Source organism: Klebsiella sp. Q11, assembly GCF_964241505.1.
In the GTDB taxonomy this organism is placed as follows: domain Bacteria; phylum Pseudomonadota; class Gammaproteobacteria; order Enterobacterales; family Enterobacteriaceae; genus Klebsiella; species Klebsiella michiganensis.
Genome location: NZ_CAXSXW010000013.1, coordinates 136,764 through 153,469 on the forward strand (window position 1 = coordinate 136,764; position 16,706 = coordinate 153,469).

Here is a 16,706-nt window from a genome sequence, read left to right on the forward strand (position 1 = left end):
GACCCGGGAAAGCCCCCGGAGCGCGGTTAATGCCCCGGCGTTCACAGTATCTACAAATCATAAATGACAGGGAGTAAAGGCTATGGGAATTAACGAAATCATCATGTACATCATGATGTTCTTTATGCTGATTGCCGCCGTGGACAGGATCCTGTCGCAGTTTGGCGGCTCGGCGCGCTTTCTCGGCAAGTTTGGCAAAAGCATCGAAGGATCCGGCGGCCAGTTCGAAGAGGGGTTTATGGCGATGGGCGCGCTGGGCCTGGCGATGGTCGGGATGACCGCGCTGGCGCCGGTACTGGCGCACCTGCTCGGGCCGGTGATAATTCCGCTGTATGAAATGCTCGGCGCCAACCCGTCGATGTTCGCCGGAACGCTGCTGGCCTGCGATATGGGCGGCTTCTTCCTCGCTAAAGAGCTGGCGGGCGGCGACGTGGCGGCGTGGCTCTATTCCGGCCTGATCCTCGGGGCGATGATGGGGCCGACGCTGGTGTTCTCCATTCCGGTCGCGCTCGGCATCATCGAGCCCTCCGACCGCCGCTACCTGGCGCTGGGCGTGCTGGCCGGGATCGTCACGATTCCAATCGGCTGCATCGCCGGCGGCCTGGTGGCCATGTACTCCGGCGTGGAGATTAACGGACAGCCGGTGGAGTTCACCTTCGCGCTGATCCTGATGAATATGATCCCGGTGCTTATCGTCGCGGTGCTGGTGGCGCTGGGGCTGAAGTTTATTCCGGAAAAAATGATCAACGGCTTCCAGATCTTCGCCAAATTTCTGGTGGCGCTGATCACCATCGGCCTGGCCGCGGCGGTCATCAAGTTCCTGCTCGGCTGGGATCTGATCCCGGGGCTCGACCCGATCTTTATGGCTCCCGGCGACCAGCCCGGCGAGGTGATGCGCGCCATTGAAGTCATTGGCTCGATCTCCTGCGTGCTGCTCGGCGCTTATCCGATGGTGCTGCTGCTGACCCGCTGGTTTGAAAAGCCGCTGATGCGCGTCGGTAATCTGCTGAAAATCAACAATATGGCTGCCGGCGGGATGGTAGCGACGCTGGCCAACAACATCCCGATGTTCGGCATGATGAAGCAGATGGATACCCGCGGCAAAGTCATCAACTGCGCGTTCTCCGTCTCCGCCGCTTTCGCGCTGGGCGACCACTTAGGCTTCGCCGCCGCCAACATGAACGCCATGATCTTCCCGATGATCGTCGGCAAGCTGATCGGCGGCGTCACCGCCATTGGCGTAGCGATGCTGCTGGTGCCGAAAGATGAAAACGCACCGGCGGCGGCGAAAACCGAAGCGGAGGCGCAATCGTGAAAACTCGCCAGCTGCTGAGCGTCGGTATCGATATCGGCACCACCACCACTCAGGTGATCTTCTCCCGCCTTGAGCTGGTTAACCGTGCGGCGGTGTCGCAGGTGCCGCGCTACGAATTCATCAAACGCGAAATTAGCTGGCAAAGCCCGGTCTTCTTTACCCCGGTTGATAAGCAGGGCGGTCTGAAGGAGACCGAACTCAAGGCGCTGATTCTGGCGCAGTACCAGGCCGCCGGGGTTGCCCCCGAATCGGTGGACTCCGGGGCGATCATTATCACCGGCGAAAGTGCGAAAACCCGTAACGCTCGCCCGGCGGTGATGGCGCTCTCGCAGTCGCTCGGCGACTTTGTGGTGGCCAGCGCCGGGCCGCATCTGGAGTCGGTGATTGCCGGTCACGGCGCCGGCGCGCAGACCCTGTCCGAACAGCGCCTGTGTCGGGTGCTCAATATCGATATCGGCGGCGGCACCGCGAACTATGCCCTGTTTGATGCCGGCAAAGTCAGCGGTACCGCCTGCCTCAACGTCGGCGGGCGCCTGCTGGAAACCGACGCTCAGGGGCACGTGGTCCATGCGCATCAGCCGGGACAGATAATTGTCGATGCGGTTTTTGGCCCCGGCACCCGCGCGCTGGCGCTGACCGCCGGGCAGCTGGCGCAGGTGGCGCGCCGGATGGCGGAGCTGATCGTCGAAGTTATCGACGGCACGCTCTCTCCGCTGGCGCAACGGCTGATGCAAACCGGCCTGCTGCCCGCAGGCGCGGTACCCGAGGTGATAACCCTTTCCGGCGGAGTGGGCGAGTGCTACCGCAACCAGCCCGCGGATCCGTTCTGTTTTTCTGATATTGGGCCACTGTTGGCCACGGCGCTGCATGAACATCCGCGGCTGCGGGAGATGAACGTGCAGTTCCCGGCGCAAACCGTGCGCGCCACGGTGATTGGCGCCGGCGCGCATACGCTCTCTCTTTCCGGCAGCACCATCTGGCTGGAGGGGGTTCAGCTCCCGCTGCGCAATCTGCCGGTGGCGATCCCGCTTGATGAAGCCGATCTGCTGAGCGCCTGGCAGCAGGCGCTGATGCAGCTCGACCTGGATCCGGGATCGGATGCTTACGTGCTGGCGCTTCCTGCTTCGTTGCCGGTGCGCTACGCCGCCCTGCTGGTGGTGATTGACGCGCTGCTGGCTTTTGTCGCGCGCTTTCCCAACCCGCATCCCCTGCTGGTGGTGGCCGAGCAGGACTTTGGCAAAGCGCTGGGCATGCTGCTGCGCCCGCAGCTGCAACAACTCCCGCTGGCGGTCATCGATGAGGTGAGCGTACGGGCGGGGGACTATATCGACATTGGTACGCCTCTTTTTGGCGGATCGGTTGTGCCGGTGACGGTGAAATCACTCGCATTTCCTTCCTGAGGGAACGACTTATGAAACTAAAGACCACATTGTTCGGCAATGTTTATCAGTTTAAGGATGTAAAAGAGGTGCTGGCTAAAGCCAACGAACTGCGTTCGGGGGATGTGCTGGCGGGGGTGGCGGCGGAAAGTTCGCAGCAGCGCGTGGCGGCGAAGCAGGTGCTCTCCGATATGACGGTCGCCGATATTCGTAACAATCCGGTGATTCCTTATGAAGAGGACTGCGTGACGCGCCTGATTCAGGATGACGTCAACGAAACCGCCTATCAGCGGATTAAAAACTGGACCATCAGCGACCTGCGCGAATACGTGCTTAACGATGAGGTCACCAGCGATGACATCGCGTTTGTGCGCAAAGGGCTGACCTCAGAAGTGGTGGCGGCGGTGGCGAAGGTCTGCTCCAACGCCGACCTGATCTACGGCGCGAAGAAAATGCCGGTGATTAAAAAAGCCAACACCACCATCGGCCTGCCGGGCACCTTTAGCTGCCGCCTGCAGCCGAACGATACCCGCGATGACGTGCAGAGCATTGCCGCGCAAATCTACGAGGGGCTCTCGTTCGGCGCGGGCGATGCGGTGATCGGCGTTAACCCGGTAACCGATGACGTAGAAAACCTGACCCGCGTCCTCGATACCGTCTACGGCGTTATCGACAAGTTTAATATCCCGACCCAGGGCTGCGTGCTGGCGCACGTCACCACCCAGATTGAAGCGATCCGTCGCGGCGCGCCGGGGGGGCTTATTTTCCAGAGCATCTGCGGCAGCGAAAAGGGGCTAAAAGAGTTCGGCGTGGAGCTGGCGATGCTCGATGAAGCGCGGGCGGTCGGCGCCGAGTTTAACCGGATCGCCGGGGAAAACTGCCTCTATTTTGAAACCGGACAGGGCTCGGCGCTTTCCGCCGGGGCGAACTTCGGGGCGGACCAGGTGACGATGGAAGCACGTAACTATGGCCTGGCGCGGCACTACGATCCGTTCCTCGTCAATACCGTGGTGGGCTTTATCGGGCCGGAGTACCTCTATAACGATCGGCAGATTATTCGCGCCGGTCTTGAAGATCACTTTATGGGCAAGCTGAGCGGCATCTCGATGGGCTGCGACTGCTGCTACACCAACCATGCCGACGCCGACCAGAACCTCAATGAAAACCTGATGATTCTGCTCGCCACCGCCGGCTGCAACTACATCATGGGCATGCCGCTCGGCGACGACATCATGCTCAACTATCAGACCACCGCGTTTCACGATACCGCTACCGTCCGTCAGCTGCTGAATCTACGGCCGTCGCCGGAGTTCGAACGCTGGCTGGAAACCATGGGCATTATGGCAAACGGTCGTCTGACCCAACGGGCGGGCGATCCGTCACTGTTCTTTTGATGACGCGGGGATGACACATGATGGATCAAAAGCAAATTGAAGAAATTGTACGTAGCGTGATGGCGTCAATGGGACAACCGCAGACGGCAGCAGCAGCGCCTGAGGCGACGGTGACGAAATGCGCCAGCCGGTGCGAGGTCGCCGCGGAGAGCTGCGCGCTGGATTTAGGTTCGCCAGAGGCGAAAGGCTGGATTGGCGTGCAGCAGCCGCATCGTGCGGAAGTGCTGGCCGAACTGAAGCGCAGCACCGCGGCGCGCGTGTGTACCGGCCGCGCCGGTCCGCGTCCGCGCACCCTCGCGCTGCTGCGCTTCCTCGCCGACCACTCGCGCTCCAAGGATACGGTGCTGAAAGAGGTACCGGAGGAGTGGGTGAAAACCCAGGGATTGCTGGAGGTGCGCTCCGAAATTAGCGACAAAAACCTCTACCTGACGCGCCCGGATATGGGCCGTCGGCTGAGTCCGGAGGCGATTGACGCGCTGAAGGCGCAGTGCGTGGCGAATCCTGACGTTCAGGTGGTGGTATCCGATGGCCTCTCTACCGACGCGATTACCGTCAACTATGAAGAGATCCTGCCGCCGCTGCTGTCGGGCCTGAAGCAGGCCGGACTGAAGGTCGGTACGCCGTTCTTCGTCCGCTACGGGCGGGTCAAAATTGAAGATCAGATTGGCGAAATTCTCGGCGCGAAGGTGGTCATCCTGCTGGTAGGCGAACGTCCGGGGCTGGGGCAGTCGGAAAGCCTCTCCTGTTACGCCGTGTATTCGCCGCGCGTGGCGACCACCGTCGAAGCGGACAGGACCTGTATTTCCAATATTCACCAGGGCGGCACGCCCCCGGTAGAAGCCGCGGCGGTGATTGTCGATTTGGCCAAACGCATGCTGGAGCAGAAGGCTTCCGGCATCAACATGACTCGGTAAGGAGGCATCATGCCTGCATTAGATTTAATTCGCCCTTCGGTGACGGCCATGCGCGTGATTGCTTCAGTGAATGACGGCTTTGCCCGCGAGCTTAAATTACCGCCGCATATACGTAGCCTCGGACTCATCACGGCGGATTCGGATGATGTGACTTATATTGCCGCTGACGAAGCGACAAAACAGGCGATGGTGGAAGTAGTCTACGGTCGTTCTCTTTACGCCGGCGCGGCCCACGGCCCTTCGCCAACCGCAGGTGAAGTGCTGATTATGCTGGGCGGCCCGAACCCGGCGGAAGTGCGCGCCGGTCTGGATGCGATGGTGGCGCATATCGAAACTGGGGCCGCGTTCCAGTGGGCCAACGATGCCGAAGATACGGCGTTTCTGGCGCACGTGGTGTCGCGTACCGGCTCTTATCTCTCGTCTACCTCCGGCATTGCGCTGGGCGATCCGATCGCTTATCTGGTGGCGCCGCCGCTGGAGGCGACCTTCGGTATCGATGCGGCAATGAAATCGGCCGACGTGCAGCTGGTGACCTACGTGCCGCCGCCGTCGGAAACCAACTATTCCGCCGCCTTTTTGACGGGAAGCCAGGCCGCCTGTAAAGCCGCCTGTAACGCCTTTACCGATGCCGTTCTGGATATTGCCCGTCATCCAATCCAGCGCGCGTAAGGGGGAAGCGATGATCAACGCTCTGGGATTACTGGAAGTGGACGGCATGGTGGCCGCCGTTGACGCGGCGGATGCGATGCTGAAGGCGGCCAACGTGCGGCTGCTCAGCCATGAGGTTCTTGACCCCGGCAGGCTGACGCTGGTGGTGGAAGGCGACCTGGCGGCGTGCCGGGCGGCGCTGGATGCCGGCAGCGCTGCGGCGCAGCGTACGGGGCGCGTTATCAGCCGTCGGGAGATTGGACGCCCGGAAGAGGATACCCAGCGGCTGATCGCCGGTTTTCAACGGCTGCCGCAAACGCCGGAGCCGCCGGTGGTCGTGGAATCCTCAGAACCCTTGCTGACGCTGCTCTCTTCGACGCGTCAGGGAATGACGGCAGGGGAGGTGGCCGCCCATTTCGGCTGGTCGCTTGAAGAGGCCAGGAAGGCGCTGGAGCAGCTCTTTTCTACCGGAGCGTTGCGTAAACGCAGTAGTCGCTATCGCTTAAAAAATTAACCAGTCGGAGGTGCCGGGAACGCGAAAGCGCTCCCGGTTTATCAGATCATGAAAAAGAAAAAACCGGCCAACCTGCACCATCTTTATCATGAAGCATTACCCGAAGACGTTAAACTGACGCCGATGGTCGAGGTGGACAACGTCCATCAGCGGCGGACCACCGATGTCTATGAACATGCCCTGACGATTACCGCCTGGCAGCAGATTTACGATCAGCTGCATCCGGGGAAATTTCACGGTGAATTTACCGAAATCCTGCTCGATGATATTCAGGTCTTTCGCGAATATACCGGCCTGGCGCTGCGTCAGTCCTGCCTGGTGTGGCCGAACTCCTTCTGGTTCGGTATTCCGGCAACCCGCGGCGAGCAGGGGTTTATTGGCTCACAGTGTCTCGGCAGCGCCGAAATCGCCACCCGACCCGGCGGCACCGAGTTTGAGCTCAGCACGCCGGATGATTACACCATTCTGGGCGTAGTGATCTCGGAGGATGTCATTTCCCGCCAGGCCAGCTTCCTGCATCACCCGGAGCGGGTGCTGCATATGCTGCGTAACCAGTCGGCGCTGGAGGTCAAAGAGGAGCACAAGGCGGCGCTGTGGGGCTTTGTGCAGCAGGCGCTGGCGACGTTTAGCGAGAATCCGGAGAACCTTCATCAGCCCGCGGTGCGTAAGGTGTTGGGCGATAATCTCCTGCTGGCGATGGGGGCGATGCTGGAGGAGGCGCAGCCGATGATTACCGCCGAGAGCATTAGCCACCAGAGCTATCGGCGTCTGCTTTCCCGGGCGCGGGAGTACGTGCTGGAGAATATGTCGGAGCCGCTGACGGTTCTCGATTTATGTCAGCAGCTGCACGTCAGCCGCCGTACGCTGCAAAACGCCTTTCACGCCATTCTGGGGATCGGGCCGAACGCCTGGCTGAAGCGCATTCGTTTAAACGCGGTGCGCCGGGAGCTGATTAGCCCGTGGTCGCAGAGCACGACGGTTAAGGATGCGGCGATGCAGTGGGGATTCTGGCACCTGGGCCAGTTCGCTACCGATTATCAGCAGCTGTTCGCCGAGAAACCGTCGCTGACGCTGCATCAGCGGATGCGGCAGTGGGCGTGATGACGATCTATTTAGCGGATAGCGATTCGCGCCGTCATCGCAGGCCTGATAAGCGTAGCGCCATCAGGCAAAACGGCGCCGTATCTGGCCTGCGAACCGCACTATCAGGTAACGTTAAACCCAATCGCGCACCTGAATAAACTCGCTCAGCGCCGCTTCCGGGCTGCCCGCTTCCGGCTGGTAGTCGTATTCCCAGCGCACCAGCGGCGGCATCGACATCAGAATGGATTCGGTGCGGCCGCCGGTTTGCAGGCCGAACAGAGTACCGCGATCCCACACCAGGTTGAACTCCACGTAGCGCCCGCGGCGGTAGAGCTGAAAAGCGCGCTCGCGCTCGCCCCAGACCCTCTCTTTACGCCGCTCGACAATGGGCAGATACGCATCGGTGAAGCCATTGCCCACCGCCTGCATAAAGTCGAAACAATGGTCAAAGTTCGGGGTATTCAAATCATCGAAAAACAGGCCGCCGATGCCGCGCTGCTCGTTACGATGCTTGAGGAAGAAGTAGTCGTCGCACCACTTTTTATAGCGCGGATAAACCTCTTCGCCGAAGGGCTGGCACAGGTCGCGGGCGGTGCGATGCCAGTGAACGGCATCTTCTTCAAAGCCGTAGTAGGGGGTTAAATCGAAGCCGCCGCCGAACCACCATACCGGCTCGGCGCCCGGTTTTTCCGCGATAAAGAAGCGCACATTGGCGTGGCTGGTGGGGATATAGGGGCTGCGCGGGTGCACGACCAGCGAGACGCCCATCGCTTCAAAGCTGCGGCCCGCCAGCTCAGGGCGGTGCGCGGTTGCGGAGGCCGGCATCGCCTCGCCGTGCACGTGCGAAAAGTTAACGCCAGCCTGCTCAAAGATACCGCCATCGCGCAGCACCCGGCTGCGTCCGCCGCCGCCGCCTTCCCGCTGCCAGCTATCTTCGATGAATTCGCTGCCGTCAACGGCGCTGAGCTTTTGGCAGATAGCATCCTGGAGCTGGAGAAGGAAAGCTTTTACCTGGTGCGCATCGGGTCTCATTAACGTCTCTTCGAATGGGCTTTCTGGTTATCGAACCAGTGGAAATAGCTGATAATGCCGTTGGCAATCGCCGTGGCGATTTTCTGCCGGAACGCGGTGGTGCCGAGCAGTTTTTCTTCGTTCGGATTGGTAATAAACGAGGTTTCTACCAGAACCGACGGAATCGACGGCGATTTCAGCACCACAAACGCCGCCTGCTCGGTATTGCGGCTGTGCAGCTTATGCACCGGCTTGATCTTTTTCAGGATATGCGAACCGAGCGTCAGGCTGTTTTTGATGGTATCAGTTTGTACCAGGTCGAACAGCACTTGCTGCAATAGGTGGTCTTTATCCGTCGTTTTCTTGCCGGCCACTTCATCCGCCCGGTTTTCACGGTCCGAGAGATACTTTGCCATGGCGCTACTGGCGCCGCGGTTGGAAAGGGCGAAAACGGAGGCGCCGGCCGCGCTCGGGTTGGTGAAACCATCGGCGTGAATTGACATAAAAAGATCGGCGCCGTGCTGGTGGGCGATCTCCACCCGGTCATAGAGCGGAATAAAGGTATCGCCGCTGCGCGTCAGGCGCGCATCGATGCCGTTGCTGCGCAGAATGCTGCGCACGTTTTTAGCGATCGCCAGCACGACGTGCTTCTCTTTTGAACCGTTATGGCCGATAGCGCCGGTATCAATACCGCCATGGCCCGGGTCGAGCATCACGACGCGTTTGGCGCCTTTTTTCTTCGCTGCGGGTTTGCTGTGCCCATTGGATGTTTTCAATGGCTGTTGTTCTTTCGCGCTGGCCTGTGAGGCGATCCCTGAAAGCGTGATTGCTGCCAGCCCGGCTTTCAGCACCTGGCGGCGCGAAGCAAGTATTTTTAATGGTTTAAAAGTGCTCATTCGGCCTGAATTGCAAACAAGTGGTAACCAATGTTATATCGTATCGTCTTTTCTGATACGACCATTCAAAATAAGAATTGTTTTACTTTTCATTTCAATACATGACAAAGTCATAGTATGCCATTTTTTGCGGTTCATTGCGCCTGATATTGGCTATCGGGCACAATCACGCCATAATCTCTGTTTTTAACCGTCAATGGTGGGGAATACCATGGAGATACGCGTTTTTCGCCAGCAAGATTTCGAAGAGGTCATCACCCTGTGGGAGCGTTGCGATCTCCTTCGCCCATGGAACGATCCGGAAATGGATATTGAACGTAAGCTGAACCACGATGCCAGCCTGTTTCTGGTCGCCGAAGTTAACGGTGAAGTGGTTGGCACGGTGATGGGCGGTTATGACGGGCATCGCGGGTCTGCCTATTATCTTGGCGTGCATCCTGAATATCGCGGTCGCGGTATTGCTAATGCGCTGCTTAATCGGCTGGAGAAAAAGCTGATCGCCCGCGGCTGTCCGAAAATAAATATTATGGTTCGCGAAGATAATGACGTGGTGCAGGGGATGTACGAACGCCTTGGCTATGAGCATTCAGACGTGCTGTGCCTCGGCAAGCGCTTAATTGAAGATGAAGAATACTGAGTTTATCCCCGCCGATTTCGATACCCACGGCCGCCTGCGTTTGCCGTTTCTCTTTTGGTGCGTGCTGCTGCTTCAGGCGCGGACGTGGGTGCTATTTCTGATGGCCGGCGCGTCACGCCAGCAGGGCGACGCGCTGCTGAATCTGTTTTATCCGGACCACGATAATTTTTGGCTGGGATTGCTCCCCGGCATTCCGGCGGTGCTGGCGTTTATCATTAGCGGGCATCGTCAGCGCTTCCCCCGGCTCTGGCCCATGATGCGCTGGCTGCTGGTGCTTTCCCAGCTCTTGCTGTTGGTCTGGCAACCGCTGTTGTGGATGAGCGGCGAGTCGCCTTCGGCGGTGACCATCGGCCTGCTGGCGGCGGATCTTTACGCGCTCTGGTGGCTGTTAAGCAGCCGTCGGCTGAAAGCCTGTTTTCGCGAAGAACAGGTTTAACGGCACTTTTTGCCGATCGCGTACTCCAACTTGCGTTGAATACATCAGAAAGGACACTCAGTCATGAAATCGCTACGTTTACTTCTCTGCGCACTACCGCTGGCTTTAACCGGCTGCTCAACGATGAGCTCGGTGAACTGGTCGGCGGCTTATCCGTGGAACTGGTTTGGTTCCTCTATGGAGGTGAGCGAACAGGGCGTAGGCAACCTGACGGCGTCAACGGCGCTAAGCGAGCAGGCGATCGGCGACGCGCTCGGCAGCAGCTACCGCCTGCGCAGCGGCATGAAAACGGCTAACGGCAATATTGTGCGCTATTTCGAAGCGTTAAAAGATGACAAGGTCGCGCTGACCATCAACGGCGAGAGCGGGACTATTAGCCGCATCGACGTGCGCGATAGCAATATCAAAGCCGCCAGCGGCGTGAAAATCGGTACCCCGTTCAGCGATATCTACAGCAAAGCGTTTGGCAACTGCCAGAAAGGCAGCAACGATAACGGTGCCGTGGTGGAGTGCAAGGCCGAGGGTAGCCAGCATATCAGCTATGCCTTCACCGGCAACTGGAGCGGCCCTGAAGAGCTAATGCCCTCCGACGACACGCTGAAAAACTGGAAGGTGAGCAAGATTATCTGGCGTCGCTAATTTGATCTGAAGTGATTCGGGGTCCTGAAAAAGCGGGTACAATAGCGCCTTAAAAAGCCACAGCGTTGTGGTTGTACTATTTCAGGAGGAGCGATGTCTCAGGTTCAGAGCGGCATTTTGCCGGAACATTGCCGTGCGGCGATTTGGATTGAAGCAAATGTCAAAGGCGATGTTGACGCCCTGCGCGAAGCCAGCAAGGTGTTTGCCGATAAGTTAGCTACCTTTCAGGCGAAATACCCGGAAGCGAAGCTGGGGGCGGTGGTCGCTTTTGGCCATAACGTCTGGCGTCAGCTAAGCGGTGGCGTCGGGGCTGAAGAGCTAAAAGACTTCCCGTCCTATGGCAAAGGTCTGGCCCCGGCCACCCAGTATGATGTGCTAATCCACATTCTGTCCGCGCAGCATGAGCTGAATTTTTCTGTCGCTCAGGCGGCCCTCTCCGCTTTTGGCGCAGCGATTGATGTCAAAGAAGAGATTCACGGCTTTCGCTGGATTGAAGAGCGCGATCTGAGCGGCTTTGTCGACGGTACTGAAAACCCGGCAGGGGAAGAGACCCGCCGTGAAGTGGCGGTGATTCAGGATGGCGTCGATGCAGGCGGCAGCTACGTATTTGTGCAGCGCTGGGAGCACAACCTCAAGCAGCTTAATCGCATGAGCGTTCCCGATCAGGAGATGATGATCGGCCGTACCAAAGAAGCCAACGAAGAGATTGACGGCGACGATCGTCCGGATACCTCTCACCTGAGCCGCGTGGATCTGAAAGAAGAAGGTAAAGGGCTGAAGATTGTGCGTCAGAGCCTGCCGTACGGTACCGCCAGCGGGACCCACGGCCTCTACTTTTGCGCCTACTGCGCGCGTCTGCACAATATTGAACAGCAGCTGCTGAGCATGTTCGGCGATACCGACGGTAAGCGCGATGCGATGCTGCGTTTTACCAAACCGGTGACCGGCGGATACTACTTCGCGCCTTCGCTGGATAGACTGCTGGCGCTGTAAGATCTCCACTAAACCCTCTCCTGCGGGGAGAGGGCGGAGAAGCGGGAAAGTGATAAATTGTCTATATAAAACAAAAGAATAAAAGCAAATAACTCTATCAATGTTTTTGATTGGGTGCTGTAACGGGCGCTGTTACGCTCAACAATCATATGCATTCACGGGAATGCATATTCATGCATCTATTAATAAGAAACAATAAGCCAGGGAGCAAAAACAAACTTTACATTGATGTCATACCGACTTCATGGATATGTTGCATATGCTCAGTTACGATGCGTTTACGCATTGATCATATTAAGGCGAACGGTGCTGAGCACCGTTCTTAACCACCTCGCCAGAGCCTACCGAAGTATGGTGCTGGTTTATTAGCGCTGTTTTATGGGGATCCCTCAGCGCTATATAGCGGGATTTCAGATTGCTGACAAAGTGCGCTTTTCTGGAATTGCCCGGTGGCGGCTAGCGCCTTACCGGGCCTACGGGAGTGCATAACTTGATGATATTGATGGTTTTGTAGGTCGGGTAAGGCGTCAGCCGCCACCCGACAAGAATGCAGCACCATATCTAAACCAAGTTTGTCATCGGTCTCAGGGACTCAACAGAGTCCTTTTTTTTACTTGATAAAGAATTCCAATATAAACCCCACTACCATTCCAGCACCAATTACCCCCCATAAAAAAGCTTCAATTCTAAACCCTATTGTTAATTTAAGTGGCAAACCGTTAATATAATCATATTGTTCTCTTGTCATGTCATGATTAGTTATTTTATTATATGGTAATATTAGCGAGCCCATAATAAACCCTATTTTTGCATGATATGCCCCAGGAGTAGCGATCAAGCTCGCTTCTTTTGCTAATGCTGCTGTAATAGGCAGTCTTGTATATTTATCCATATATAGTTTGACGATTTTTTTATATGGTATGGTATTAATCATCGACATAATAAATATAATGAACATACCAAATGCTGAAATTGCAATTAACCACATACCTAAATTAGGATGATTATTTAAAAAGCTTTTCATACAAGATATTCTCTCCGAACCATTCACCAACGTCTTCTGCTTTTCCCTCTACCATTTTGGCTGCACCCATTCCCGCCCCGACACCTGTCACAAGACATAAACCCGCGCCGATTGCACCCACTTCCGTAGTTGCTAACCCTAATATCCACATACAGGCACTACGTGCAGCCCATCCGCCAGCAGTACCCGCGAAGTAACTTGCGCCTTGTTTAACCCCAAATTTACTATATTCTGTGATACCGGCCTTACGGCATTTACTTTCACGACCCTTCGAACATGCATCATAGACATTAGAAGTGTAACTTGCAAAATCTAAACCAATACCTACATAACCCACATTTTTCATGATCTTCATAAGCTTGGCGGATTTTTCAATATATGTAGCATATCCTTCTATATTATCAACACCTGTTCTATCCCAACGATGCATTATAGAGCTAGTTGATAAGCCTAATGCTCTTTTAATGCTCTGATATTCACCTAAATTAAGTTGAGCTTTAGAAAATCTAGTTAAAACCAGATCTAGTTGTTTGAATAATCTTGCTCGTTGACCAAAAAACTCTTGACCTGAAATAACACCGTTATTGCGGGTGTAAGTATTTTTATATAAACCCTCAATTTCTTTTAGAATTCTATTAATTTCTTCATAATAACTTTTTCCAATTTCACTGATATAGCCTAATCCATCACCAGCTATACTTAAGTTATCTCCAAATAGCTGGTAGGAAAAAGCATCCACGGATCCTCTGTTATCATGCAATAACTTTGCTTCCTGAATTGTCAAAGGTTCTAATGCAGCATCAATTCTGTCTCTTGCTCGCTGTAACGTCTCAACCTGTTCTGGTTCCTGCTTTTCAGGATCGACCACGATTAATATTGAGCCAGGCTTTTTCTTCATTTCTGGATTCAGTTGATAATAGAGTTCTTTTGTTCCCGCTGGCGGCGTAGTGAAAAGATACGGTTCATATGATGCGGGAGTCGCGCCATAAGGCAGGACACAGAATCCTGCATCTACAGGTTCCCGTTCTTTCTGTGGCTCTTCAGGCGCTTCAGCAGGTTCTACAGCTGGTGCTACAGGCTTTGGTGCTGGTGATGATTCTGGTAAAGGCCGCGAGTGCAACGGTGAAGTGGACAGGGTAGTTTTCACAGTGCTTTTGATAGCTTCAGATTCAAATCCGTAAATGCAATCAGTAAAAGAATTTATAAAATAGCATTTGCAGGAACACGTTCCCCTGCTATGTGCAGTCCCGGCTGCCTGAACGCCATGAATAAAATAATTGGGAATGCCTCCTGCGATATGATAAACTTTTTTATCTTTACCACAAATATACTTATCACCCATCCGTGCTGTAGCCTGACCATGTATAGAATGATTATCACATCCCTCTATAATGCTACCACCACAAGTTGTTTTATCACCACGAACTAAAAAAAATCCAGTACCCATAACATCCTCATTTAATCAAATTTAAAATTTCTGGATTATTAAAAATCCAATTATTTTGCCAGGTGGTAATATATTGACAGTCGTTTATGCCATTACATTCAGATAAGTTTAAATTGTTGTATGCGGTTAAGGCTTGTTCTTGAATGACTTTTTTATTCGAGCCTGCAAGAAATTCAGTATAATCTTTGAAATTTGAATATCTTCCTTTCCAGTGTTTTTGAAATTGTTCAATGACGCTTGAAGTTATTCGCAATATTGCATGACCTTGTTCATTTGCTACAGCATTGGAATTAAAGGTAACTGGAATCGTAACCTGTACCAAATGATAACCTGAATACAATAGTTGGTTATCTTTATTTGCCCAAAAACCTGCACTAAGCAATACATTATAATCGTCAGTGTTTTTAACAATCTGATTATGTATCATCATTTCTTTAATATTTAGCTCATTCAAAGAATAAACTACCCATTTTTCCTCGAATTTTTTCTCCAGATGAATGCTGTATATTGCCGCTTCTATTCGTGAAAAAAACACCATGATCCCCTCTAAACCTTCATGGTATCTCCTCCAGAGTGGCTCTAACATTTTTTCTTCTTTATTTGCATTGCTGTTATATAAATCAACGACACGCCCTAGAACCCATAGTTTATGTTGGCATATATACTGATGGATGGTTTTATCTTTCTGAAAAAAATACATGCGTGACTCATCTCCTTTCATTGAAAGTACAAAATCACATATTTATATAATTTAATAACGTGGCAACGATCACATTAATAATAAAAGAAGCCTGAATTTTTTCATTAAAATTCAGGCCGTAAATTGATATTCAATTAATAATCATCATGCGAATGATTCAAAGAGAATTTTGGTTCTCAACTATCATTTCAATTTCTTTAAGTCCCTCAATTGATAATAATAAATTTAAAGCTTTTACCCATTTTTCAGTTGTTTCACGTTTCTCAATGAAATAATCATATTTATCATAGTGCTTTTTACTGATTGTTTTGTTTACATGCTGATTTACAATGTCTCGTTCGTTTTCAGTAAAATGCAGCATCCCAGCCAGAGTTTTAAATGTACGGCGTATATCCCGCATCGTGAATGACTTATCAAAATGTTTCTTGGTAAAATCATTCATATGCTTCTTCCATGCGTCACTGTTAAGGCCAATTGTTGGTTTTTCAACACTGATAACGGGACTTCCTTTAATTTTCTTTTTGTATATCTTTAATTGTTCCACATAGTTAACATTAGGAAAGTAGAAATCGCTTTCAGGATATCGCGCTGCCTGTTCGTCCAGGATTTCTCTGGCTTTATTACTGATATAGATTACTGTTTCAATTCCTGTTTTCGAGAGCTCTTTAGCAAGAGTGATTTTATTTTGTTCCGGAAGATATCTGCTTTTTTGTAAGTGACATAACTCAAAAAGGACGTTGTCCACATGTATAGAAAACCAGCTCAATCAAACTATGAACATCTGGTGGCAAAATATCCTTTTCATTATTAAGCAGGCTTAACAAATAACGCAATTCTTTGAAATCGAGATAACGCTCACCTGGTGTTCCGGCGTCAATATTCTGAACATTCCGGACAGGATTAGGAGTAATTTGAAACTGCACACCATTACAAACTGTATCGCTCATGGGATCGTTATCAGCTACGACACCATATTCGTACAGAGCATGAAGCTTTTTCCTTACTTCTTTCGCCTTGACATAAAACCCTGTTTTGTCCAGTGCTGTATGCAGCGGGTAATCTGTACTGATGTAATCTCGTTAGCTGATTCATCACCTGTAAAATGTTTTAGTTTAATTAATTGCTCAAGGAGTGCGCCGTATTGACCAATCGGACTGCGATGGCCTGAGCGAGATTTATACGCTATGAAAGCCCCGAATAGCTCGCGCAGTGTTCCGGTGCGCATTTTTTTACCCATCGCGTCAGAACGCGCCTGGTGCGCCATACCTGCCAGTTCAGCATAACGTTGTGTCGCCTGTTCGAGCGTGAAATGAGGCCAGTCTCCCAGGGTTTTAAACTTACGTTTGCCGCCAGCCTGAAAACGATAGACGAAAGATTTACGTCCTGAAGGGAAAATTTTGATACCTAACCGTCCGGTTCCCCTTGTACCATCGTCCCGGAAAACGTAGTAAGCTGAATCTTTTGCGCGTAGTCCGCCGATCACACTATCATTTAACCGCATCGTTGCTTTCTCCTTTTGCATAAGCGGTGCATACAATTTGCATAACAGCGGGTGTTGTTGTGGGTGCTGTTACGTTGAAATCGTATGCATTCACTTGGGATTGCACAACTGTTAAATTGGCTTGTTAATCAGTGGGTTATAATAAGCTTGCGATTAAATTATAGTCAGTGATTTT

General features: G+C 53.3%; 19 protein-coding genes. 11 read left to right on the plus strand and 8 right to left on the minus strand.

Annotated features, from left to right (window positions below; genetic code table 11):
- Nucleotides 1–82: 82 nt before the first annotated feature.
- The 7 genes from eutH to eutR are packed head-to-tail and all read left to right on the plus strand — an operon-like array spanning nucleotide 83 to nucleotide 7,265.
- Nucleotides 83–1,315: an ethanolamine utilization protein EutH gene (eutH, locus tag ACESQ2_RS20590; RefSeq protein ID WP_004853049.1), complete on the plus strand. Its 1,233-nt coding sequence runs from the start codon at nucleotides 83–85 to the stop codon at nucleotides 1,313–1,315.
- Nucleotides 1,312–2,715 (plus strand): ethanolamine ammonia-lyase reactivating factor EutA, encoded by a 1,404-nt coding sequence (eutA, locus tag ACESQ2_RS20595; protein ID WP_368762556.1) that lies wholly within the window; start codon nucleotides 1,312–1,314, stop codon nucleotides 2,713–2,715. The genes eutH and eutA overlap by 4 nt, the downstream gene beginning before the upstream one ends.
- A gap of 11 nt (nucleotides 2,716–2,726) precedes the next feature.
- Nucleotides 2,727–4,088 (plus strand): ethanolamine ammonia-lyase subunit alpha, encoded by a 1,362-nt coding sequence (gene eutB, locus ACESQ2_RS20600; protein WP_004104373.1) that lies wholly within the window; start codon nucleotides 2,727–2,729, stop codon nucleotides 4,086–4,088.
- A 20-nt stretch (nucleotides 4,089–4,108) separates the two neighbouring features.
- Nucleotides 4,109–5,002 (plus strand): ethanolamine ammonia-lyase subunit EutC, encoded by an 894-nt coding sequence (eutC, locus tag ACESQ2_RS20605; protein WP_032693169.1) that lies wholly within the window; start codon nucleotides 4,109–4,111, stop codon nucleotides 5,000–5,002.
- Nucleotides 5,003–5,011: 9 nt separating this feature from the next.
- Complete coding sequence (eutL, locus tag ACESQ2_RS20610) at nucleotides 5,012–5,671, plus strand: ethanolamine utilization microcompartment protein EutL (protein WP_004853042.1); 660 nt, start codon at nucleotides 5,012–5,014, stop codon at nucleotides 5,669–5,671.
- 10 nt (nucleotides 5,672–5,681) lie between these two features.
- Entirely contained in the window at nucleotides 5,682–6,164 is a 483-nt protein-coding gene (gene eutK / locus ACESQ2_RS20615; protein WP_014230327.1) for an ethanolamine utilization microcompartment protein EutK, read from the plus strand.
- Nucleotides 6,165–6,212: 48 nt separating this feature from the next.
- Complete coding sequence (gene eutR, locus ACESQ2_RS20620) at nucleotides 6,213–7,265, plus strand: HTH-type transcriptional regulator EutR (protein ID WP_025106630.1); 1,053 nt, start codon at nucleotides 6,213–6,215, stop codon at nucleotides 7,263–7,265.
- A 114-nt stretch (nucleotides 7,266–7,379) separates the two neighbouring features.
- On the opposite strand, the gene hemF is transcribed toward eutR, so the two are convergent.
- Both hemF and amiA read right to left on the minus strand, forming a co-directional pair.
- Nucleotides 7,380–8,279 (minus strand): oxygen-dependent coproporphyrinogen oxidase, encoded by a 900-nt coding sequence (hemF, locus tag ACESQ2_RS20625; RefSeq protein WP_014839170.1) that lies wholly within the window; start codon nucleotides 8,277–8,279, stop codon nucleotides 7,380–7,382.
- On the minus strand, nucleotides 8,279–9,154 hold the full coding sequence (gene amiA / locus ACESQ2_RS20630; protein WP_004870750.1) for an N-acetylmuramoyl-L-alanine amidase AmiA: 876 nt from the start codon (nucleotides 9,152–9,154) through the stop codon (nucleotides 8,279–8,281). Before amiA ends, hemF begins: the two co-directional genes overlap by 1 nt.
- A gap of 211 nt (nucleotides 9,155–9,365) precedes the next feature.
- Here amiA and ACESQ2_RS20635 point away from each other — a divergent pair, with 211 nt between their 5' ends.
- The 4 genes from ACESQ2_RS20635 (at nucleotide 9,366) to ACESQ2_RS20650 (ending at nucleotide 11,859) form a co-directional block, all read left to right on the plus strand.
- On the plus strand, nucleotides 9,366–9,791 hold the full coding sequence (locus ACESQ2_RS20635; protein WP_004853033.1) for a GNAT family acetyltransferase: 426 nt from the start codon (nucleotides 9,366–9,368) through the stop codon (nucleotides 9,789–9,791).
- Complete coding sequence (locus ACESQ2_RS20640; protein WP_004853030.1) at nucleotides 9,778–10,227, plus strand: DUF2919 domain-containing protein; 450 nt, start codon at nucleotides 9,778–9,780, stop codon at nucleotides 10,225–10,227. The genes ACESQ2_RS20635 and ACESQ2_RS20640 overlap by 14 nt, the downstream gene beginning before the upstream one ends.
- A 63-nt stretch (nucleotides 10,228–10,290) precedes the next feature.
- Nucleotides 10,291–10,866: an RpoE-regulated lipoprotein gene (locus tag ACESQ2_RS20645; RefSeq protein ID WP_014839169.1), complete on the plus strand. Its 576-nt coding sequence runs from the start codon at nucleotides 10,291–10,293 to the stop codon at nucleotides 10,864–10,866.
- A gap of 93 nt (nucleotides 10,867–10,959) precedes the next feature.
- Nucleotides 10,960–11,859: a Dyp-type peroxidase gene (locus ACESQ2_RS20650; protein WP_009654897.1), complete on the plus strand. Its 900-nt coding sequence runs from the start codon at nucleotides 10,960–10,962 to the stop codon at nucleotides 11,857–11,859.
- 610 nt (nucleotides 11,860–12,469) lie between these two features.
- Here the strand turns inward: ACESQ2_RS20650 and ACESQ2_RS20655 are convergent.
- From ACESQ2_RS20655 to ACESQ2_RS20680, 6 genes are all read right to left on the minus strand, one after another.
- Nucleotides 12,470–12,883, minus strand: coding sequence for a hypothetical protein (locus tag ACESQ2_RS20655; RefSeq protein ID WP_224260681.1), 414 nt, complete (start codon nucleotides 12,881–12,883; stop codon nucleotides 12,470–12,472).
- Nucleotides 12,864–14,330 (minus strand): PAAR domain-containing protein, encoded by a 1,467-nt coding sequence (locus ACESQ2_RS20660; protein WP_224260680.1) that lies wholly within the window; start codon nucleotides 14,328–14,330, stop codon nucleotides 12,864–12,866. The genes ACESQ2_RS20655 and ACESQ2_RS20660 overlap by 20 nt, the downstream gene beginning before the upstream one ends.
- Before the next feature lie 7 nt (nucleotides 14,331–14,337).
- Nucleotides 14,338–15,030 (minus strand): hypothetical protein, encoded by a 693-nt coding sequence (locus ACESQ2_RS20665; RefSeq protein WP_224260679.1) that lies wholly within the window; start codon nucleotides 15,028–15,030, stop codon nucleotides 14,338–14,340.
- Between the two features lie 157 nt (nucleotides 15,031–15,187).
- Nucleotides 15,188–15,775: a hypothetical protein gene (locus ACESQ2_RS20670; protein ID WP_265798102.1), complete on the minus strand. Its 588-nt coding sequence runs from the start codon at nucleotides 15,773–15,775 to the stop codon at nucleotides 15,188–15,190.
- Nucleotides 15,756–15,977 carry a hypothetical protein gene (locus ACESQ2_RS20675; RefSeq protein ID WP_224260803.1) on the minus strand — a complete coding sequence of 74 codons (222 nt, stop codon included), beginning with the start codon at nucleotides 15,975–15,977 and terminating at the stop codon, nucleotides 15,756–15,758. Before ACESQ2_RS20675 ends, ACESQ2_RS20670 begins: the two co-directional genes overlap by 20 nt.
- A 53-nt stretch (nucleotides 15,978–16,030) precedes the next feature.
- Entirely contained in the window at nucleotides 16,031–16,531 is a 501-nt protein-coding gene (locus ACESQ2_RS20680; protein WP_224260802.1) for an Arm DNA-binding domain-containing protein, read from the minus strand.
- Nucleotides 16,532–16,706: the final 175 nt, after the last annotated feature.